Origin of the sequence: Streptomyces sp. NPDC091972, assembly GCF_044756385.1 — a bacterium.
Classification (GTDB): domain Bacteria; phylum Actinomycetota; class Actinomycetes; order Streptomycetales; family Streptomycetaceae; genus Streptomyces.
The window spans coordinates 333366-354491 of the sequence record NZ_JBIVSV010000002.1; the positions used below are offsets into that span (position 1 = coordinate 333366).

20 protein-coding genes are annotated in these 21126 nt (G+C 70.4%); 7 read left to right on the plus strand and 13 right to left on the minus strand.

Translation table 11 applies throughout. From position 1 onward, the window contains the following. Nucleotides 1–19: 19 nt before the first annotated feature. Nucleotides 20–1264 carry a hypothetical protein gene (locus ACIQJT_RS06775; protein WP_402641325.1) on the minus strand — a complete coding sequence of 415 codons (1245 nt, stop codon included), beginning with the start codon at nt 1262–1264 and terminating at the stop codon, nt 20–22. Nucleotides 1265–1583: 319 nt separating this feature from the next. Here ACIQJT_RS06775 and ACIQJT_RS06780 point away from each other — a divergent pair, with 319 nt between their 5' ends. From ACIQJT_RS06780 to ACIQJT_RS06790, 3 genes are all read left to right on the plus strand, one after another. Continuing rightward, on the plus strand, nt 1584–2168 hold the full coding sequence (locus tag ACIQJT_RS06780) for a TerD family protein (RefSeq protein WP_086723893.1): 585 nt from the start codon (nt 1584–1586) through the stop codon (nt 2166–2168). A gap of 125 nt (nt 2169–2293) precedes the next feature. Next, entirely contained in the window at nt 2294–2992 is a 699-nt protein-coding gene (locus ACIQJT_RS06785) for a DUF899 family protein (protein ID WP_365450354.1), read from the plus strand. 119 nt (nt 2993–3111) lie between these two features. After that, complete coding sequence (locus tag ACIQJT_RS06790; protein ID WP_365450352.1) at nt 3112–3942, plus strand: class II glutamine amidotransferase; 831 nt, start codon at nt 3112–3114, stop codon at nt 3940–3942. A 112-nt stretch (nt 3943–4054) separates the two neighbouring features. Here ACIQJT_RS06790 and ACIQJT_RS06795 read toward each other — a convergent pair whose 3' ends face one another. Beyond that, on the minus strand, nt 4055–4456 hold the full coding sequence (locus ACIQJT_RS06795) for an arsenate reductase ArsC (protein WP_402640488.1): 402 nt from the start codon (nt 4454–4456) through the stop codon (nt 4055–4057). A 102-nt stretch (nt 4457–4558) separates the two neighbouring features. Here ACIQJT_RS06795 and ACIQJT_RS06800 point away from each other — a divergent pair, with 102 nt between their 5' ends. The 3 genes from ACIQJT_RS06800 (at nt 4559) to ACIQJT_RS06810 (ending at nt 6369) form a co-directional block, all read left to right on the plus strand. Then, nucleotides 4559–4867: a metalloregulator ArsR/SmtB family transcription factor gene (locus ACIQJT_RS06800; protein WP_365450348.1), complete on the plus strand. Its 309-nt coding sequence runs from the start codon at nt 4559–4561 to the stop codon at nt 4865–4867. 35 nt (nt 4868–4902) lie between these two features. Then, entirely contained in the window at nt 4903–5673 is a 771-nt protein-coding gene (locus ACIQJT_RS06805; protein ID WP_402640492.1) for an aquaporin, read from the plus strand. 99 nt (nt 5674–5772) lie between these two features. Further along, nucleotides 5773–6369 carry a cadmium resistance transporter gene (locus tag ACIQJT_RS06810; protein ID WP_402640495.1) on the plus strand — a complete coding sequence of 199 codons (597 nt, stop codon included), beginning with the start codon at nt 5773–5775 and terminating at the stop codon, nt 6367–6369. Nucleotides 6370–6457: 88 nt separating this feature from the next. Here ACIQJT_RS06810 and ACIQJT_RS06815 read toward each other — a convergent pair whose 3' ends face one another. After that, nucleotides 6458–6835 carry an ArsR/SmtB family transcription factor gene (locus ACIQJT_RS06815; RefSeq protein WP_402640497.1) on the minus strand — a complete coding sequence of 126 codons (378 nt, stop codon included), beginning with the start codon at nt 6833–6835 and terminating at the stop codon, nt 6458–6460. 157 nt (nt 6836–6992) lie between these two features. Between ACIQJT_RS06815 and ACIQJT_RS06820 the strand changes: the two genes are divergently transcribed. Then, complete coding sequence (locus ACIQJT_RS06820; RefSeq protein ID WP_402640499.1) at nt 6993–8363, plus strand: FAD-dependent oxidoreductase; 1371 nt, start codon at nt 6993–6995, stop codon at nt 8361–8363. Nucleotides 8364–8497: 134 nt separating this feature from the next. Here ACIQJT_RS06820 and ACIQJT_RS06825 read toward each other — a convergent pair whose 3' ends face one another. From ACIQJT_RS06825 to ACIQJT_RS06870, 10 genes are all read right to left on the minus strand, one after another. Further along, nucleotides 8498–10468 carry a TIGR03960 family B12-binding radical SAM protein gene (locus ACIQJT_RS06825; protein ID WP_402640502.1) on the minus strand — a complete coding sequence of 657 codons (1971 nt, stop codon included), beginning with the start codon at nt 10466–10468 and terminating at the stop codon, nt 8498–8500. A gap of 76 nt (nt 10469–10544) precedes the next feature. Beyond that, complete coding sequence (locus ACIQJT_RS06830; RefSeq protein WP_402640504.1) at nt 10545–12044, minus strand: CHAD domain-containing protein; 1500 nt, start codon at nt 12042–12044, stop codon at nt 10545–10547. Between the two features lie 64 nt (nt 12045–12108). After that, entirely contained in the window at nt 12109–13308 is a 1200-nt protein-coding gene (gene rodA / locus ACIQJT_RS06835) for a rod shape-determining protein RodA (RefSeq protein ID WP_365450330.1), read from the minus strand. Then, nucleotides 13305–15560, minus strand: coding sequence for a penicillin-binding protein 2 (gene mrdA, locus ACIQJT_RS06840; RefSeq protein WP_365450328.1), 2256 nt, complete (start codon nt 15558–15560; stop codon nt 13305–13307). Before mrdA ends, rodA begins: the two co-directional genes overlap by 4 nt. Before the next feature lie 74 nt (nt 15561–15634). Next, entirely contained in the window at nt 15635–16312 is a 678-nt protein-coding gene (gene mreD / locus ACIQJT_RS06845) for a rod shape-determining protein MreD (RefSeq protein WP_402640506.1), read from the minus strand. A gap of 11 nt (nt 16313–16323) precedes the next feature. Next, nucleotides 16324–17271 (minus strand): rod shape-determining protein MreC, encoded by a 948-nt coding sequence (mreC, locus tag ACIQJT_RS06850; RefSeq protein ID WP_053846483.1) that lies wholly within the window; start codon nt 17269–17271, stop codon nt 16324–16326. 116 nt (nt 17272–17387) lie between these two features. Then, nucleotides 17388–18407 carry a rod shape-determining protein gene (locus tag ACIQJT_RS06855; protein ID WP_004931372.1) on the minus strand — a complete coding sequence of 340 codons (1020 nt, stop codon included), beginning with the start codon at nt 18405–18407 and terminating at the stop codon, nt 17388–17390. 322 nt (nt 18408–18729) lie between these two features. Continuing rightward, nucleotides 18730–19143, minus strand: a complete 414-nt coding sequence (gene ndk / locus ACIQJT_RS06860; protein WP_053846482.1) for a nucleoside-diphosphate kinase — start codon at nt 19141–19143, stop codon at nt 18730–18732. 64 nt (nt 19144–19207) lie between these two features. After that, complete coding sequence (locus tag ACIQJT_RS06865; protein WP_402640510.1) at nt 19208–19609, minus strand: DUF4233 domain-containing protein; 402 nt, start codon at nt 19607–19609, stop codon at nt 19208–19210. Between the two features lie 8 nt (nt 19610–19617). Further along, a complete protein-coding gene (locus tag ACIQJT_RS06870) occupies nt 19618–21102 on the minus strand; it encodes a folylpolyglutamate synthase/dihydrofolate synthase family protein (protein WP_365450320.1) in 1485 nt (494 codons plus the stop codon). Nucleotides 21103–21126 lie beyond the last annotated feature (24 nt).

Here is a 21126-nt window from a genome sequence, read left to right on the forward strand (position 1 = left end):
GTCGCTTGCCCAGTGTCGCTCAGTCCTTCGTGAGTGCGGTCGTACTGCTACCAAGAGTACGTGTGTCGGCGCCCTGCGGTTCCCGCCGGGCCACCGCCTCACGCTCACGGGTTCCCCCGGAATCGCCGAAAAGAACCCTGCGGACGTCGGCGCGGGCCTGCCGTACGGACTCCCGGGCGGAGGCGAGCGTGGCCCGGGTGATCCGGCCCACACTGCGGGCGGCCTCGGCGACGGGCCGCAGCACCGCGTCCCGGACCACGTGCCCGACGGGGGTCAGGACCTCGCGGTACACCCAGCGCACCGGCTCGACGAAGACCCACCGGAAGAGGGTCGCGAGGAACCGGCCGACGGCGAGGGAGATGTGCCCGGCGATCCGCCAGGCGTGCCCGAGCGCGTCCCACACCTCCCGGCCGACCACGGCGAGGGCCCGCCCCACGGGCGCGAGGACCCAGCGCCACAGGGCGACGGCGGGCAGGACGAACAGGACGCGGGCGATCCAGTACAGGGCCACACCGATGCCGGTGACGACGGCGCTCACCAGCCAGGCGATCCCCTTGGCGCACCACGCGACCCCCTGGGCGCACCAGAGGAGGGCGCGTCCGACCGGCGTGAGGATCCACAGGAGCACGGCTCCGACGCCCTTGAGGAGCCACACGATCGCGTGCCCGATCGGGGTGCACATGCGCGTGTACACCCACGTCAGTCCCGCCACGATCCCCCGCACGACCCACGCGACGCCGCGCCCGGTCACCGTGCAGATCCAGACGAGCCCCGCGGCCACGCCCTTGAGGAGCCACACGGTCCCGTGCCCTATCGGGGTGAGCACGCGCGCGTACAGCCACACCAGGCCGGCGACGATCCCGTGCCCGATCGGGGTGAGCACGCGCGCGTACACCCACACCAGGCCGGCGACGATCCCCCGCGCGAGCCACGCGACGCCGTGCCCGACCGGCGTCAGCACCGACCGGTACAGCCACACCAGGGGGATGACGAGGAGCACCTTGCCGAGCCAGCCGATCGCTTTGGCGAGCGGCACGACCCCGTAACGCCACAGGGCCGTGCAGGGCCAGACGACGAGCGCCCGCCACAGTGGCCGCAGCACGCTGTCCCGCAGGAAGCGCCCCAGCACGACGAGCGCGTCCCACACGATCCGCACGGGCACGACCAGCACGAGCACGATGATGCGTACAGGGATGCGAATGGCGACGGTGAGACATCCCTCGGGCGGGGGTGCCTGCGGCGCGGGCTGCTTCTCCAGGTCCATAACGACGTAGACGCCCCAGTTCCCCGTCCGGATCCGGCCCGGCGGCTCCGCTCCGCACCGGTCCTCGAATTCTCCGCCCCTGACCGCGCTCACCTTACGAGACGCGGTGCCGGTGGCGGCACGGGTGACGGGGGGCCGGGCGGCGGCGAGTTGACGGCGGACGCGGAGCGGACGCGAGCACGCCGGTCGCGGGTCATCGACAACCCGTCACCGACAACCCGCCACGCCCGCGCGGCCGTTGCGGCTCGGCACGCGCCTCGTCGGCCCCGACCACGGGTCCGCTCTGGGACCTCGGGGAGAGCCCGTGCAGTATGTCCCCATGATTACGCTTACGAAGGAAGACGGCCCCGCCGACCTGGACGGCGTGACCCATCTGTCCATAGGGGTCTCCTGGGACCCCACCGCGGGTGCCAGCGGCGGGGTGATCGGCAAGCTCCGCCGCAAGACCGGCACGGACCTCGACCTGATCGCCATCGCCATGCACGACGGCGACCCGGTGCGCCTGGCGGGCCTGGACTCGCTCGACCCCATCGGCAACGGCTCCCTGCTGCACAGCGGCGACAACCAGACCGGCCACGGGGACGGCGACGACGAGACGGTCACCGTCGAGTTCGCGAAGCTCCCGGCGCACATCACGTCGATCGTCTTCGTCGCCGCCGCCTACAAGAAGGGCAGTTCCTTCCAGAAGGCCCGCAACATCAGCTTCAAGGTCTACGACGCCACCGGCGGCAGCTCCCAGCAGGTCGCCGACATCTGGCCGTCCATGCTCACCACGGACAACGGCTGCGCGGTCGCCAAGGCGGTCCGGGTCGGCACCACCTGGAAGCTCGAGGTCATCAACGTCACGGGCAAGATCAAGCAGGGCGACGAACTGGCCCTGATGCGCTTCGCCGCGAGCAAGTAGCGGGCACCGGGAGCGAGTTGCCGAGGGAAGGGCCATGACCGCGGCGGCCCTTCCTCTCGCGACCGATGAGTTCCGGGGCCCGCCGGGGTCTGCCTCCGAGAGAACCGAACTCTGTGAGGGGACCCATGACCGCACACGCACTGCCTCCCGTCGTCGACGCCGCGACGTGGGAGCGCCGGCTCGGGGAACTGCGAGCCCGGGAGAAGGCCGCGACACGCGAACTCGACGCCATCGCGGCCGAGCGGCGCCGCCTGCCGATGGTCGAGATGCCCGACTACACACTGGAGGGCGCGGACGGCCCCGTACGCCTGGTGGACGTCTTCGAGGGCAAGCGGCAACTGATCGTCTACCACCACATGTGGTCCGCCGGCCAGGAGTGGCAGTGCTCGGGCTGCACCGGCTTCACCGCGCAGTTCACCCGCCTGGAGTTCCTGGACGACTACGACGCCCGGTTCGTCGTCGTCACCCAGGGCCCGATCGAGGAGGCCCTCGCCTACCGGGAGCGGGTGGGCAACCGAATGCCGTGGTACTCCACCGCGAACAGCCCCTTCGGCGGGGACGTCGGCGCCCCGCCCGGCGGAGGCTACGCGGTCAACGTCTTCCTGCGCGACGGCGACACCGTCCACCGCACCTGGCACACCGACGGCCGCGGCACCGAGCAGCTCACCCACACCTTCGCCCTGATCGACCTCCTGCCCTACGGCCGCCAGGAGCAGTGGCAGGACTCCCCCGAGGGCTGGCCCCAGTCCCCCACCTACAGCCGCTGGGCCACCTCCAAGGACATCGCCGCGCGCTACGGCCCCGGCGCCGCCGACGCACGCTGAGCGGGCCCGGGGCGGGGGGCGCCGCGAGCTCCTCGCCCTGCCCCCCGCGCCCCGGCAGTCCATACTGGTCCCAGGAGTGTCGCCGCCCTTGCTCCCGTCCGAGGAAGGTGGGTGCGCGCATGTGCCGTTGGATCGCCTACTCGGGCACGCCCGTCCTGCTGAGCCGCGTCCTGTTCGATCCCCAGCACAATCTGATCGACCAGAGCCTGCACTCCCGCATGGGGGTGGAGACCACCAACGGCGACGGCTTCGGCATCGGGTGGTACGCACAGGACCTCCCCACGCCGGCGGTGCTGCGGGACGTGGGCCCCGCCTGGAACAACCGGAACCTCCAGGAAGTCGCCCACCACGTCCGTTCGGGTCTGTTCTTCGCCCACATCAGGGCGACGACCGGAACCGCCGTCCAGCAGACCAACTGCCACCCCTTCCGCTGGGACCGCTGGCTGTGGATGCACAACGGCATGATCAGCGAGTTCCACCGGCTCCGCCGGGACCTGGCCCTGGCCGTCGACCCCGCCCTCTTCCCCGAGATGGAGGGGTCCACCGACTCCGAGCTGATGTTCTACCTGGCCCTGACCTTCGGCCTCACCGAGGACCCGCCGGGTGCCGTGGCCCGCATGGCCGGCCTGGTCGAGGAGACCGGCCGCCGGCACGGCGTCGAGCATCCCCTCCAGATGACCGTCGCCCTCTCCGACGGCGAGCGTCTGTGGGCCTTCCGCTACTCCAGCGAGGGCGCGTCGCGGTCCCTCTTCTACAGCACCGCGGTGGACTCCCTGCGCGCCCTCCACCCGGACGCCACGTTCCTCCAGGAGATCGGGGACGAGACCCGCCTGGTCGTCTCCGAGCCCCTGGGCGACCTCCCCGGCGCCTGGAACGAAGTCCCCGAAAGCAGCTACGGCGTCATCCAGCCGGGTCCGGACATGCTGTATCCGTTCCGTCCCCGGACGTAGCACGGTCAACGGCTCGCCGAAGAGATCACCGGCGTCATGACCGCGGAGCCGCCCCGCAGGCCGTCACCGATTCAGCCCCTCACACCCCACCAGCGCGTCCCGACTGGATCCGTCAGCCCGTCAACTCGGTCAGCAGCGCGCGGACACGCCGCTCGATCTCGTCGCGGATCGGGCGGACCGCGTCCACGCCTTGGCCGGCCGGATCGTCCAGCTGCCAGTCCAGGTACCGCTTGCCGGGGAAGACAGGGCAGGTGTCGCCGCAGCCCATGGTGATGCACACGTCCGACTCCTTGACCGCCTCCACGGTCAGGATCTTCGGGATCTCGGCGGAGATGTCGATACCCACCTCGGCCATGGCCGCAACGGCGGCGGGGTTCACCTCGTCGCCCGGGTCGGACCCGGCGGAGCGGACCTCCACGCGCCCCTCGGCCAGGTGGCTCAGCCACGCCGCGGCCATCTGCGAGCGGCCGGCGTTGTGGACACAGACGAAGAGCACGGAGGGCTTGTCGGTCATCAGCGATCTCTCTCGATGTCGCGCCGGCACGGCAGCGGAGGACGGTCCGCACACACCAGCGGCCAGTGGCATCAGTCAGCACTGATATGAAAGTATCAGCGCATGCTGACGTCAGTCGACACTGATCTGATCCGGGTCCTGGCCGATCCTCTCAGGCTCCGGATCGTCACGCTGCTCGCCAGAGAGACGCTGTGCACCACTCACCTCGTGGCGGAGACCGGCGCCAGGCAGACCAACCTCTCCAACCATCTGAGAGTGCTCCGCGAGGCAGGGATCGTGGAGACGGAGCCGTGCGGCCGGTTCACCTACTACAAGCTGCGCGCGGACGTCATCGCATCGCTCGCCGGCCGGTTCGCCGACCTGGCCGAGTCCGCTCGTACCGCCGCCGACAACAAGCGGTCCTGTCCCTGATCCCGCCGCCCCGGCGACCGCACGAGGAGTCTTCGTTGACCGCCACGCACGAGGCCGCCGCCGAGTCACCGACACCAGCGGCCGGGCCGCAGCCCGCTCCGGGCGCCAACCCACCCCGCAGGCCGCTGGCCGCGCGCGCCGCCGCTGAACTCATCGGCACCGCCGCCCTCGTGGCGGTCGTCGTCGGCTCCGGCATCCAGGCCACCGAACTGACGGAGGACGCAGGGGTGCAGCTGCTCGCCAACTCCCTGGCCACCGTCTTCGGCCTCGGCGTCCTGATCCTCCTGCTCGGTCCGGTCTCAGGCGCGCACTTCAACCCCGTGGTCACGCTGGCCGAGTGGTGGACGGGCCGACGGGGCGGGGCAGGCGTGACCGTCCGCGAGGCGGCCGTCTACGTCCCCGCGCAGATCGCGGGTGCCATCGCGGGCGCCGTCCTGGCGGACGCGATGTTCGGCAAGCCGCTGGTCGAATGGTCCACGCACGACCGGTCCGCAGGACATCTGCTGTTGGGCGAGACCGTCGCCACGGCGGGCCTGATCCTGCTGGTCTTCGGCCTGGCCCGTACCGGTCAACTGCGCTTCGCTCCGGTGGCGGTCGCCTCCTACATCGGTGCCGCCTACTGGTTCACCTCCTCCACGTCCTTCGCCAACCCGGCGGTGACCATCGGCCGCACCTTCAGCGACACCTTCGCGGGCATCGCTCCGGGCTCCCTGACAGGCTTCATCGGCATGCAACTGATCGGCGGAGTGATCGGACTGGCGCTGGTCGCCCTCATCTTCCCGCCGAGGCAGAACGCCGCAGAGTGACGCACACCTCCCAAGGACGGGGATTTCCGGAAAGTCCCGCGGCGGGCCGAGTGACGCCGGGTACGGTCACCGGCAGCCGCGTCAGAGGGGAATCTTCCTGTGCACCTGGGCATCATCGGGCAGGCCGCCGGGCTGTTCGCCGTCACGAACGTCGATGACATCCTGATCCTGTCCCTGTTCTTCGCCCGGGGCGCCGGGCACCGCGGCTCCGCGCGCCGGATCGTCCTCGGCCAGTACCTGGGCTTCGCCGCCATCCTCGCCGTGGCCATCGCCGCCGCCTTCGGCGCCACCTTTCTGCCCGAGTCGGCCATCCCGTACCTCGGCCTGCTGCCTCTCGCCCTGGGGCTCAAGGCGGCCTGGCAGGCATGGAAGCACCGTGACGACGAGGACGACGAGCAGCAGACGGCCGAGGGCGGGGCGAAGGCGCTGGAGGTCGCCGCTGTCACCTTCGCCAACGGCGGCGACAACATCGGCGTCTACGTGCCCGTCTTCGCCACCGCAGGCGTCGGCGGCATGAGCGTGTACACGAGCGTCTTCCTGATCCTGGTGGCCGTCTGGTGCTTCGCGGGCCGCTTCTTCGCCACTCGCCCCGTCATCGCCAAGGCCCTCAGCCGCTGGGGACACATCGTGCTCCCGCTGGTCCTGATCGCCCTCGGCCTGCTCATCCTCGCCGAAGGAGGCGCCTTCGGCCTGTAGCCCCGAGTGGGGAGGTGCCGGTGATCGGCAAGGGCCGGCCGGCCCCGCCGCCTCCGGCGCGCTCACTGTCAGGTTTCCGCGCCACTCGTCAGGCCGCAGCCGGCGCGATCGTCAGCAACCTGCCCATCGCCGCCAGCACCGAGGGCTCGACCCGGTAGTACACCCAGGTGCCGCGCCGCTCGGAAGTCAGCAGTCCGGCCTCCTTGAGCTTCTTCAGATGATGAGAAACGGTCGGCTGCGAGACACCCACGTCGGAGATGTCACACACGCATGCCTCGCCCCCCTCGTGCGAGGCGACCGCGGTGAAGAGCCTCAGCCTCACCGGGTCACCGAGCGCCTTGAACATCCGCGCGGCGGTCTCGGCCTCCTCCGCGCTGAACGGGCGCTCGGTCAGCGGCGGACAGCACGGCGCCACCCCCTCCGGCGCCTCGGACTCAAGCAGCGGCAGGGCCTTCATGTTCGACATGCGTCTATGTTGACACACATCAAATCAGGGCGGCCGATCAGGCACCGAGACCCCGCCACCCCTCTGATTCGACAGATGTCTATGTTGACGCCTGTCGATACAGGTGCGATCCTGGCCGGGCAGGACATCGACAGACGTCGAATCAAAGGGGAACACCGTGAACGCGCCCACCACCGGTCAGCTACCCGTCGTGGTCATCGGAGCCGGCCCCGTCGGTCTGGCAGCAGCCGCTCACCTGGTGGAGCGCGGCCTCGAACCGCTGGTCCTAGAGGCAGGCCCCTCCGCCGGCAGCGCCGTACGCGACTGGGCGCACGTCCGCCTGTTCTCCTCGTGGGCGGAGATCACGGACCCCGCCGCCGAGAAGCTCCTCGCCCCCACCGGCTGGACCCGCCCCGACGGCGCCGCCTACCCCACCGGGGGCGACTGGGCCGAGCACTACCTCCAGCCGCTCGCCGACATCCTCGGCGACAGGGTCCGCTACGGCGCGACGGTGACCGGCGTAGCGCGAGCGGGACGGGACCGTCTGGTCGACGCCGACCGCGACGAGCAGCCGTTCACCGTTCACATCCGGACGGCCGACGGACGCGAGGAGCGCCTCACCGCCCGCGCCGTCATCGACGCCTCCGGCACCTGGGCCGTTCCCGGCCCGATGGGTGCCGACGGCCTTCCCGCCCTCGGTGAGAGGAGCGCAGCCGACCAGACCTCCTACCGCGTCCCCGACCTCAGGGATCCCGCCGTCCGCGCCCGGTACGCGGGCAAGCGCACCGCGGTCATCGGCTCCGGCGCCTCCGCCTTCACCGCACTGGCCCATCTCGCCGACCTGGCCGAGGACGAGCCCGGTACGCACACCGTATGGGTCCTGCGCCGGCGCCGAGGCATCAGTGCAAACACCTACGGCGGTGGCGAAGCCGACCAGCTCCCCGCTCGCGGCGCCCTGGGCCTGCGCGCCAAGGCCGCCGTCGAGGCAGGCCACGCCGGCGCGGTCACGGGCTTCCGTACCCAGGCAGTCGAGCGTGCCGGCGACAAGCTGACCCTCGTCGCCGAGGACGGCCGCCGACTGGACCCGGTCGACGAGATCATCGTGCTCACCGGGTTCCGTCCCGACCTGTCCTTCCTCTCCGAGGTCCGCCTCGGCCTCGACGAACGCCTTCAGGCCCCGACCGCGCTGGCCCCGCTCATCGACCCCAACGTCCACTCCTGCGGCACGGTCTACCCCCACGGCGTCAACGAGCTCTCCCACCCGGAACAGGGCGTCTACCTGGTCGGCATGAAGTCGTACGGGCGCGCCCCGACCTTCCTCGCCATGACCGGGTACGAGCAGGTCCGGTCCATCGCCGCGGCGATCGCAGGGGACCGTGAGGCCGCCGAACGCGTCGAGCTGACCCTGCCCGAGACCGGGGTGTGCGGCGGCGCCGGCCTCTACGACGACCCCGCGGCCGCACAGAGCACCGACAGCGGCGGCTGCTGCGCAGCCCCGGCCACGCTCCAGATCGGTACCGGCGCACCCACCACGTCCGGTGGCTGCTGACCGCAGGTACAGACAGCCAAGGCCGCGACCGGAACGGGGAACCGGTCGCGGCCAACGGCGTTCACAGCGTCTCCCACACGATCCCCCGCCGCCGCCCCAGAGGGCCCGAAGCGCGCCGCGGCGCCTCGCTCACGTCAGTGGGAGTGACCACTCCCGGCGGGCGCCGGCGCCGCGTTCTTGACCGTCAGCGGCAGCAGCTTCTTGCCCGTGGGGCCGATCTGGATGTGGGTGTCCATCTGCGGGCACACCCCGCAGTCGAAGCACGGTGTCCAGCGGCAGTCCTCGACCTCCGTCTCGTCGAGGGCGTCCTGCCAGTCCTCCCAGAGCCAGTCCTTGTCGAGGCCGGAGTCCAGGTGGTCCCAGGGGAGGACCTCCTCGTACGTCTTCTCGCGGGTCGTGTACCAGTGGACGTCGACGCCGAAGGGGGCCAGCGCCTTGTCCGCGCAGGCCATCCAGCGGTCGTAGGAGAAGTGCTCGCGCCAGCCGTCGAAGCGGCCGCCGTCCTCGTAGACGGCCCGGATGACCGCGCCGACGCGGCGGTCGCCGCGGGACAGGAGGCCTTCCACGATGCCCGGCTTGCCGTCGTGGTAGCGGAAGCCGATGGAGCGGCCGTACTTCTTGTCGCCGCGGATCTTGTCGCGGAGCTTCTCCAGGCGGGCGTCCGTCTCCTCCGCGGAGAGCTGCGGGGCCCACTGGAAGGGGGTGTGGGGCTTGGGGACGAAGCCGCCGATCGAGACCGTGCAGCGGATGTCGTTCTGGCCGGAGACCTTGCGGCCCTCGGCGATCACCTTGGTGGCCATGTCGGCGATCTGGAGGACGTCCTCGTCGGTCTCCGTGGGCAGGCCGCACATGAAGTACAGCTTGACCTGGCGCCAGCCGTTGCCGTACGCGGTGGAGACGGTGCGGATCAGGTCCTCTTCCGAGACCATCTTGTTGATGACCTTGCGCATGCGCTCGGAGCCGCCCTCGGGGGCGAAGGTGAGGCCGGAGCGGCGGCCGTTGCGGGTCAGTTCGTTCGCCAGGTCGACGTTGAAGGCGTCCACGCGGGTGGAGGGGAGGGACAGGCCGATCTTGTCCTCCTCGTACCGGTCCGCCAGGCCCTTCGCGATGTCGCCGATCTCCGAGTGGTCCGCCGAGGACAGGGAGAGAAGACCGACCTCCTCGAAGCCCGTCGCCTTCAGGCCCTTCTCCACCATGTCGCCGATGCCCGTGATGGAGCGCTCGCGGACCGGGCGGGTGATCATGCCGGCCTGGCAGAAGCGGCAGCCGCGGGTGCAGCCGCGGAAGATCTCCACGGACATGCGCTCGTGAACCGTCTCGGCCAGCGGGACCAGGGGCTGCTTCGGGTAGGGCCACTCGTCCAGGTCCATGACGGTGTGCTTGGACACACGCCACGGGACGCCCGACTTGTTGGGGACCACGCGGGCGATACGGCCGTCGGGGAGGTACTCGACGTCGTAGAACGCCGGGATGTAGACCGAGCCGGTCTTCGCGAGGCGGAAGAGGACCTCCTCGCGGCCGCCCGGCCGGCCCTCCGCCTTCCAGTCGCGGATGATCTGCGTCATGTCGAGCACGGCCTGCTCGCCGTCGCCGATGATCGCCGCGTCGATGAAGTCCGCGATCGGCTCGGGGTTGAAGGCCGCGTGGCCGCCGGCCAGGACGATCGGGTCGTCGAGGCCGCGGTCCTTGGACTCCAGCGGGATGCCCGCCAGGTCCAGAGCGGTGAGCATGTTGGTGTAGCCGAGCTCCGTGGAGAAGGACAGGCCGAACACGTCGAAGGCGCCCACCGGCCGGTGGCTGTCCACGGTGAACTGCGGGACCTTGTGCTCCCGCATCAGCGCCTCCAGGTCCGGCCACACGCTGTACGTGCGCTCGGCGAGGACGCCCTCCTGCTCGTTCAGGACCTCGTAGAGGATCATGACGCCCTGGTTGGGCAGACCGACCTCGTACGCGTCCGGGTACATCAGTGCCCAGCGGACGTCGCAGGACTCCCACGGCTTGACGGTGGAGTTGAGCTCACCGCCGACGTACTGGATCGGCTTCTGCACATGCGGGAGCAGAGCTTCGAGCTGCGGGAACACCGACGCGGCGGTTTCGGCTGACATCTCGCACTTCCATGGACGGACAGGGGGGACCATCTAGCCTAACGCGGCCACGGCCACCCCCCGTACGCCCGGAAGGTCACAGGGCGTCCGCCGCCCCCCTGATCCCGTCCCAGAAGCCCGGCAGCTCGGCCTCCACCGCCGCCGCCCGCTGCTCCTCGCGCCCGTACAGCAGCCCGTACGTGAAGGCGCTCTCCCCCGCCGCGTGGGCGACCGCGGACAGCTCGCGCAGCGTCCGGCGGGCCATCACGCCGTCCTGGTGCTCCCCCAGCAGGTTCTGGAGCGCCTTCATGGACTTGACCATGGACTTGGCGGGCTTGCCGAGGGCCGGGCGGGCCGCCTCGGCCGCGTAGCGGGTGCGCTTGGTCTTCTTGCGGGCCTCGTGCATCGCCTTGTCCCGGTCGGTGCCGGGTTCCAGCTCCAGGGCCCGGCCGACGAGCCCGGCGACCTTGCGGAAGTCCTTCCGCACGGCCTTGGCGATCACCTTGCGCGGTTTCCTCCCGGCCGCCCCGAGCAGCGGCGGGTCCGCGATCAGCGCGTCCAGGGCGTCGAGCAGGGCGAGGTGGCGCCGGGAGTCCAGGACCCCGACCAGCCGTGCGCTCGCCCCGCCGGGCCGCTCCCCCGCCCAGGCGCTCAGGCGCTCGGCCACGGGCCCCGAGACGAGCGCCCCGGGCACCTCGTCGAGGGCGGCCGAGAGGCGCTCGCTGAGCACCTCGCGGTCCCGGTCCACGCCCAGCTCGCCGGCCAGCCACTTCAGCTCGTCGCCGATCGGGTCGGTGACGGCCCGGTCGAGGACCTTGCCGTACGACTTGAAGGCGCTGCGCAGCCGGCGGGTGGCGACGCGCATGCCGTGCACGGAGTCCTCGACGTCCTGGCGGACGGCGGGGTCGAGCGCGACGATCGCGTCCCGCTGGGCGCGGACGTACGCGAGGACGTGGTCGCCGGCGGTCACCGGGTCCTTGCCGGCCGGGCGGTTCCTCTTCGGCGCGGTCTCGGCGAGGGCGCGGGCCAGCTTCGAGGCCGACCGGGAGGGCCGTACGCCCGCCTTGCGCAGCCGTTTCTCCACCTTGTCGAGGAAGGCCGGGTCGCCGCCGTCGGCGAGTTCCACCTCGATCTCGGTCCACTGGGCGTCGCCGACGCCGCCGCTGAGCCGTTCGGCGTGCACGGCGTCCACGCTGACCTCGGCGAGCAGCTGCCCGTCCGCGTCGAGGAGGTGGCGCACGTCGCGGTCCGAACGCAGCCGGATCACGGGCACCGGTTCGACGTCCCGGACGCGGGAGCGGACCAGGGCGGCGAGTTCGCCGGGGAGGGTGTCGGACAGGGGCGCCCGGATCTCGTCGCGCACGCCCTCGGAGACGGGGAGCTTGAGGTGCCAGCCCGCGTCCGATCCACCGGTACGGCGGCGCAGGGTGACCGAGGACGCGACGAGGCGTTCGTCGGGGGTGTCGTAGTAGGTGGCGTCCAGGTGCACGACACCCTTGTCGACGACGGCCTCGACGCCGGCGACTCCGGTCAGGTCGGGCAGGCCGCTGTCGTCGGACTCGTACTTGCGTTCGATCTCCCGTTTCGTGTCCGCCATGATTCGAATCTAGTGGTCGGACCACGGTTGTGGCAGGGGGCCGCGGCCACCCGGGGCATCCCGCCTACGCCGACATCGGCCGCTGCACCCTGATCGACTGCAACAGCCCTATGGCCACCCACACCGCGAACATCGAGGATCCGCCGTACGACACGAACGGCAGCGGCAGACCGGTGACCGGCATGATCCCGAGGGTCATGCCGATGTTCTCGAAGCACTGGAAGGCGAACCAGGCGACGATCCCGGCGGCCACGACCGTGCCGTACAGCTCGGTCGTCTCGCGGGCGATCCGGCAGGCCCGCCACAGCACGACGCCGAGCAGGACGATGATCAGGCCCGCGCCGACGAAGCCCAGTTCCTCACCGGCGACGGTGAAGACGAAGTCGGTCTGCTGCTCGGGGACGAACTGGCCGGTGGTCTGCGAGCCGTGGAACAGGCCCGCGCCCGTCAGTCCTCCCGAACCGATCGCGATCCGCGCCTGGTTGGTGTTGTAGCCGACGCCCGCCGGATCGAGGCTCGGGTTGGCGAAGGCGGCGAAGCGGGCGATCTGGTACTCGTCCAGCACGCCGAGCTGCCACACCGCGAGCGCGCCGACGGTCCCCGCGCCGAGGAGACCGAAGACCCAGCGGTTGGAGGCGCCGGAGGCGAGCAGCACGCCGAGCACGATGATGACCATGACCATGACCGACCCGAGGTCGGGCATGAGCATCACGATCAGCATCGGTACGGCGGCCAGGCCCAGGGCCTGGAGCACGGTTCGGTGGTCGGGGTAGGGCTTGTCGCCCGCGTCCACCCGGGCCGCGAGCAGCATCGCCATGCCGAGGATGATCGTGATCTTCACGAACTCCGAGGGCTGGAGCGAGAAGCCGCCGCCGAGCACGATCCAGGAGTGGGCGCCGTTGACCGTGGAGCCCAGCGGGGTGAGGACCAGCAGGATCAGGAACACCGAGGCGCCGTACAGCAGGGGCACGGCGGTGCGCAGGGTGCGGTGGCCGACCCACACGGTGCCGATCATCAGGGCGAACCCGATGCCGGTGTTCATGACGTGCCGGATCAGGAAGTAGTACGGGTCGCCCTGGTTGATCTCGGTGCGGTTGCGGGTGGCCGAGAAGACCAGGACCGAGCCGATCATGGACAGGGCCAGGGCCGAGAACAGTATCGGCCAGTCCAGCCGGCGGGCGAGCGAGTCGCGGGCCAGCAGCCGGGTCCAGCCCGCGCGTGCGGGGCCGTACCCGGAGACCTGGAAGCTGTTCGCCCCGGTCATGTGAGCATCCTCCGGCTTCCCCTCCTGCGGCGCCGCCTGCGGGTGTCACGGTTCCCGCCGGTCGACGTGTTCACGGTCGCGCCCTGCTGCGTCTCGTCCGGCTCGGGCGCGCCCTCCTGGCTCGCCCGCTGGTCCTTGGCCGGGTCCTTGGCGATCTTCGGGGACTTGATGGTCCCGTCCGTCCGGACCTTCGGCAGGCTCTTCTGGGGGGTCGGCAGCAGGGCGTTCTTCTTGTCGATGGTGCCGTCGTCGGAGACGCCGTACAGCGCGTCGTAGATGTTGCGGACGGCGGGGCCCGAGGCGCCGGAGCCCGTACCACCCTGGGAGATCGTCATGACGATCGAGTAGTCCTTGGTGTACGTGGCGAACCAGGACGTCGTCTGCTTGCCGTAGACCTCGGCGGTACCGGTCTTGGCGTGCATCGGGATCTTGTCCTGCGGCCAGCCGACCTGGGCGAAGCGCCAGGCGGCGGTACCGCGGGTGGCGACACCCGCGAGGGCCTCGTCCATCTTGCTGAGTGTGGCGCGGCTTATGGGCAGCCTGCCGTGCGAGGTGGGCTTGATCTCCTCGACCTTCTTGCCGTCGGCGCTGACGACGGCCTTGCCGACGGTCGGGTTGTACAGGGTGCCGCCGTTGGAGATGGCCGCGTAGATCGTCGCCATCTGGATCGGGGTGACGAGGGTGTCGCCCTGGCCGATGGAGTAGTTGATCTCGTCACCGGCGCGCATCTTGTTGCCTTCGAGGCAGTTCTCGTACGCGATCTTCTCGACGTAGCTGCCGTCCTTCTTGCCGGTCTTGCACCAGGCGTCCTTGTTGGCGTTCCAGTACGACTGCTTCCACTGGCGGTCGGGGACGCGGCCGGTGACCTCGTTGGGCAGGTCGATGCCGGTCTCCTTGCCGAGGCCGAACTGGTGCGCGGCCTTGAAGAAGTAGTCCTTGGGTTCGCCCTTCTTCGGGTTGATCCCGCCGTCGCGCTGCCACTCCCGGTGGGCGAGGCCGTAGAAGACGGTGTCGCAGGAGACCTCCAGCGCGCGGCCGAGGTTGATGGGGCCGAAGTTCTCCGACTCGAAGTTCTTGAAGACCTGGCCGCCGACGGAGTACGAACTCGTGCACGGGTAGCGGCCGTCGAAGTCGTAGCCGGCCTCGACGGCGGCCGCCGTGGAGATCACCTTGAAGGTGGAGCCGGGCGCGGACTGACCCTGTATGGCCCTGTTCAGCAGCGGGTAATTGGACTTCTTGCCGGTGAGCTTGGCGTAGTCCTTGGCGGAGATCCCGCCCACCCAGGCGTTCGGGTCGTAGGTCGGGTTGGACGCCATCGCGACGATGCGGCCGGTCTTGGCCTCCATGACGATGACCGCGCCCGAGTCGGCCTTGTAGTTCTCGCCGGTGTTGTCGTCGAACTGCTTGCGGGCTTCCTTCATCGCGTCGTTCAGCTCGTACTCCGCGACGCGCTGGACGCGGGCGTCGATGCTGGTGACGAGGTTGGCGCCGGGCTGGGCCTCGTCGGCCTCGGCCTGGCCGATGACCCGGCCGAGGTTGTCGACCTCGTAGCGGGTCACGCCGGCCTTGCCGCGCAGTTCCTTGTCGTACTGGCGCTCCAGGCCCGAGCGGCCCACCTGGTCGGAGCGCAGGTAGGGCGAGTCGGTGTCCTGGGCCTTGGTGATCTCCTCGTCGGTGACCGGGGAGAGGTAGCCGAGGACCTGGGCGGCGTTGGACTTGCCGGGGGCGGCGTAGCGGCGCACGGCCTCCGGCTCGGCGGTGATGCCGGGGAAGTCCTCGGCGCGCTCGCGGATCTGCAGGGCCTGCTTGGGGGTGGCCTCGTCGGTGATCGGGATGGGCTGGTAGGGCGAACCGTTCCAGCAGGGCTGGGGGGTCTTCGCGTCGCAGAGCCGGACCTTGAGCATGACGTCCTTGGCGGACATGCCGAGGACCTTGGCCAGCTTGGTGAGGACGGCCTTGCCGTCGTCCTTCATCTTCAGCAGGTCGGTGCGGGAGGCGGAGACCACCAGGCGGGTCTCGTTGTCCGCGAGGGCCACTCCGCGGGCGTCCAGGATCGAGCCGCGCACGGCGGGCTCGACGACCTGCTGGACGTGGTTCCCGGAGGCTTCCTTGGCGTACGCGTCGCCCTCGCGGATCTGGAGGTACCAGAGGCGGCCGCCGAGGGTGCCGAGGAGGGACAGCACGAGGATCTGGATGACGACGAGCCGGATCTGGACCCGTGGGGTCCGTCCGGTCTCGGGGATGTTGGTCACTGCCGCCCCCTCTCAGTGTGTGTCTGTGTCATATACGGCGAACCTGTGAACGGGGTCCGCCGACTGCCGTGGGGTCACAGCCGCTTGACCCCCTTGATGCGGCCCACCCGCGCGGTACGGGTGCGTGCCTTGGTCTTCAGGCTGCCGAGGCCGCCGCGCTGACCGCCGATCTTCAGGCCGGTGCCCGAGGAGAGCCAGCCCGAGGAGATGTCCGCCGACTTGGCCGCGGAACCGGTCTCGGCCAGCGGGTCGTTCTCGGCGCGGCGGGCGAGCGCCATGATGCCGGGGACGACGAAGGGGGCGAGCAGCATGTCGTACAGGGCGGCGGTGAACAGCAGGCTGGGCAGGCCGACATGGCGGGCGGCGGTGTCGCCGACGAGGGCGCCGACACCGGCGTACAGCAGGGTGGTGCCGATGGCCGCGGCGACCACGACGACCATGGGGCCGGTGGCCGACTTGAGCCTGCCGTTCTCCGGCTTGGCGAGGCCCGCGAGGTAGCCGATGACGCACAGCACCAGGGCGTAGCGGCCGGCCGCGTGGTCGGCGGGCGGGGCCAGGTCGGCGAGGAGGCCGGCGGCGAAGCCGACGAGGGCGCCGCCGACGTGGCCGTAGACGAGTGCGAGGCCGAGGACGGTCAGGAGCAGCAGGTCGGGGACGGCGCCCGGGAGGTGGAGGCGGGCGAGGACGCTCACCTGGATCACCAGGGCGACCACGATCAGGGCGGAGGACAGCAGGATCCGGTTGACGCGCATGACTACAGCTCCTACTGGTCTTGCTGGATCTCGCCGTCGACCGGCGCATTGGCGGACGGGGTGACGGTGACCGTCACGGTCGGCGTGGGCGTCGGCTTCGGTTTGGCGGGCAGCACCGTGTCGCGCGGGTCCTTCTTCGGGGTCTCGACGACGACGCCGACGATGTCGAGCTTGGTGAAGCTGACGTACGGCGTGACGTAGAGGGTGCGGGTGAGGTCGCCGCCGGAGGGGTCGACGCGGGAGACCACGCCGACCGGGACGCCGGGCACGAAGGGCTTGTCGGCCTGCGAGCCGAAGGTCACCAGGCGGTCGCCCTTCTTCACCTCGGCCTTGCCGTTGAGGAGTTCGACGCGCAGCGGGCGGTCGCCCTGCCCGGAGGCGAAGCCGAGTTCGTCGCCGGCCTCCATGCGGGTGCCGACGGTGAAGTCGGGGTCGTTGGCGAGGAGCACGGTGGCGGTGTTCGGGCCGACGGTGGTGACGCGCCCGACCAGTCCGTCGCCGTTGAGGACGGTCATGTCCCGCCGGATGCCGTCGTCGGCGCCGACGTCGATGGTGATGGTCCAGGAGAAGCCCTGGGCCGCTCCTATGGCGATCACCTGGGCGCCCTTGATGCCGTACTGCCCGGCCCCGGCGATCTTCAGCATCTTGTCGAGCTGCTTGAGACGGCTGGTGTTGCGGTCGTCGCTGCCGAGCCGCGCCTTGAGGGCGGCGTTCTCCTTCTCCAGCGCGGCGAGCCGGTCGTGCCGCTCGCCGGAGTCGCGGATGGCGGAGACGGCGTTGCCGACCGGGTCGACCGCGGAGGACACCCCGTCCTCGATGGGGCCGAACACGGCGGCCGCACCTTGGCGGGCACCGTCGACCGGCGAGTCCTCCCCGCCGCGGATGTCCACCGTGATCAGCGCGAACGCTACGGCGATCAGCAGCACCAGGAGCAGCCGGCTCTCTCGTGTGTCCCTCACGTGCGGCGGCCGTGCCCTTCTTGTCGGAGTGGCGTTTCGTGGGAGCTTATGCCTCTATATCAACGATCCGCCGTACGAGAGGAGATCATCTCGTACGGCGGAATCGAGGAGTTGCGTCATCTGCGCGGCTGGGCGTCCAGCACCTGCTGGAGCGCCTCGAATTCCTCGACGCACTTCCCGGAACCGAGCGCCACGCTGTCCAGCGGGTCCTCAGCGATGTGGATCGGCATGCCGGTCTCCCGGCGCAGCCGCTCGTCGAGCCCGCGCAGCAGGGCGCCGCCGCCGGTGAGGACGATGCCGCGGTCCATGATGTCGCCGGAGAGCTCGGGCGGGCACTTGTCGAGGGTCGTCTTGACCGCGTCCACGATGGCGTTGACCGGCTCCTCGATCGCCTTGCGGACCTCGGCGGCCGAGATGACGACGGTCTTGGGCAGTCCGGAGACGAGGTCCCGGCCCCGGATCTCCGTGTGTTCGTCAGCGTCCAGGTCGTACGCCGAACCGATCGTGATCTTGATCTGTTCGGCGGTCCGCTCACCCAGAAGGAGGGAGTACTCCTTCTTGATGTGCTGGATGATCGCGTTGTCCAGCTCGTCGCCCGCCACGCGGATGGACTGGGCGGTGACGATGCCGCCGAGCGAGATGACCGCGACCTCCGTGGTGCCGCCGCCGATGTCCACCACCATGTTGCCCGTGGCCTCGTGGACCGGCAGGCCGGAGCCGATGGCGGCCGCCATGGGCTCCTCGATGATGTGCACCTGGCGGGCGCCGGCCTGGGACGACGCCTCGATGACGGCGCGGCGCTCGACGCCGGTGATGCCGGAGGGCACACACACGACGACGCGCGGCCTCGCGAGATACCGCCGCTTGTGGATCTTCAGGATGAAGTAGCGCAGCATCCGCTCGGTGATCTCGAAGTCGGCGATCACGCCGTCCTTCAGCGGCCGCACGGCAACGATGTTGCCGGGGGTCCGCCCGATCATCTTCTTCGCTTCGGCGCCGACAGCCAGGATTCCACCGGTGTTCGTGTTGATCGCGACGACGGACGGCTCGTTGAGTACGATCCCGCGACCCCTGACGTACACCAGCGTGTTGGCGGTCCCGAGGTCGACAGCCATGTCACGGCCGATGAACGACATTGAGTTCCCCATCAGGATTCGTCTGGCCTTCCTGGGAGCTTTTGAGGGCTTTTCAGGTCGGCGAAGTGGGTGCTGTGACGTGAAGGCTTCCATCGTAGACGCGCCTGCACGAACACTGCGCGAGGGTCTTCGCCATTGTCAGCAGATCAAACACCGCCTCGCTTGTGGAGACGGTCCATAAGGGCCACTCGTTCCCCCGATCGGCACGCATATGCCGAAGGACGGCCGAAAAAGTACGGCCGCCCCAGGTCAGGCGGGAGTGCGAGCTGACACGCCCTCAGAAACTGCCACGAAACCTACGCACGCGACCTGTGCACGTGACCTATGCGCGGCCAGGGAAGAAGATCTTCACCTCGCGCTCGGCGGACTCCTCCGAGTCGGACGCGTGGATGAGGTTCTCGCGGACGATGACCCCGAAGTCCCCCCGGATGGAGCCCGGCGCGGCGGCGATCGGGTCGGTGGGACCCGCCAGCTGGCGTACCCCCTCGATGACCCGCTCGCCCTCGACGATCAGCGCCACGACCGGACCGGAGGCCATGAACTCCACCAGCGGCTCGTAGAAGGGCTTGCCCTTGTGCTCGCCGTAGTGCTGCTCCAGCGTCTCCTGGTCCAGGGTGCGCAGCTCCAGCGCGGTGATCTGCCAGCCGGCCTTGCGCTCGATACGGCTGATGATCTCGCCGGTCAGGCCACGACGGACGGCGTCGGGCTTGAGGAGGACGAGGGTGCGCTGGCTCACGAGGGGCTCCTAACCTGCTGACATGTGCGGTGGGACGAGATTACAGGGCGTGTCGGTGCGCTCGTCACACAGCGTCAGGTGTAGTGGAGTCCACCTGGGCGGTTCGGGGGTCCTGGGCGGCCTGAGGGGCCTCGGCGGCCTGGGCGGCGAATCTGGCCTTGGCCTCGTCGATCTTGCGGCCGTAGTGCACCGACGCCCACCACAGGGCCGCGAAGACCGCGCCCATGAAGAACATGGTCGGCACCACGAAGCCGGAGGCGATCAGGGCGATCTGCAGCGCCCAGCCGAGGGCGACGCCGCCGGGCCGGGTCACCACCCCGCACAGGGCGAGGCACAGGAACATGGCGATGCCGCTGACCGTCCACACCGTGGCGGTCGCGAGGTCCGGGTCCTTCATCGCGACCAGCGCGGCGAAGCCGATGACGAAGAACTCGCCGATCAGGGTCGATGCACACAGCGTACGCATGGCGCGGTTCAGCCCCTTCCGAGCAGCAGCCGGGCCTCGCCGACCGTGATGACCGACCCGGTGACGAGCACCCCGCCGCCGGTGAACTCGCCGTCCTCCTCGGCCAGCGTGATCGCCTCCTCCAGGGCGTCCGGCAGCCGCGGCTCGACCTGGACACGCTCCTCGCCGAACACCTCGACGGCGATCGCGGCGAGCTCGTCGGCGTCCATCGCGCGGTGGCTGGAGTTCTGGGTGATGACGACCTCGGCGAAGATCGGCTCGAAGGCCTCCAGGAGCCCCCGTACGTTCTTGTCGCCGCTCGCGCCCACCACACCGATCAGCCGGCTGAAGTCGAAGGCCTCACCGACCGCCTCCGCGGTGGCGCGGGCGCCCGCCGGGTTGTGGGCGGCGTCCAGGACGACGGTCGGGGAACGCCGTACGACTTCGAGGCGGCCCGGGGAGGAGACGGAGGCGAAGGCCTTGCGGACGGTGTCGATGTCCAGGGGGTCGGGTCGCTGGGCACCCACGCCGAAGAACGCCTCCACGGCGGCGAGCGCCACGGCCGCGTTGTGCGCCTGGTACGGGCCGTGCAGCGGCAGGTACACCTCGTCGTACTCACCGCCGAGGCCGCGCAGGGTCAGGAGCTGACCGCCGACGGCGACCTGCCGGGAGACGACCCCGAACTCCAGGCCCTCGCGGGCGACGGTCGCGTCGACCTCGACGGCCTTCTTCAGCAGGACCTGCGCCGCGTCGACCGGCTGCTGGGCCAGGACGACCGTCGCGTCCTGCTTGATGATCCCGGCCTTCTCGACGGCGATCTCCCCGGGGGTCCCGCCGAGCCGGTCGGTGTGGTCCAGGTCGATGGGGGTGACCACGGCGACATCGCCGTCGATGACGTTGGTGGCGTCCCAGGAGCCGCCCATGCCGACCTCGACGACGGCCACGTCGACGGGCGCGTCCGCGAAGGCGGCGTACGCCATGCCGGTCAGCACCTCGAAGAAGGACAGCCGGTACTCCTGCTGCCCGTCGACCATCTCGACGTACGGCTTGATGTCCTCGTACGTCTCGATGAACCGCTCGGCCGAGATCGGGGCGCCGTCCAGGCTGATGCGCTCGGTGACCGACTGCACGTGGGGGCTGGTGTAGCGGCCGGTGCGCAGTTCGAAGGCGCCGAGGAGGGCCTCGATCATGCGGGCGGTCGAGGTCTTGCCGTTGGTCCCCGTGATGTGGATCGAGGGGTACGACCGCTGCGGCTCGCCCAGCACGTCCATCAGCGCGGCGATGCGGCTGACGCTCGGCTCCAGCTTGGTCTCGCCCCAGCGGGTGGCGAGCTCCGCCTCGACCTCGCGCAGAGCCTTGTCGACCTCGGGGTCCGCGGGCCGTGCGGGCACGTCGGCCTCCGGCGGGCCGCCCTGGGTGCGCAGGGTGCGGCTGCCGGCCTCGATGACCGCGAGGTCGGGGTCACGGTCGGTCTCGTTGGCGATGATCTCGTCGAAGGGGTCGGTGTCGCTCACAGGGCCAGTTTAGGGCTGCGCCCA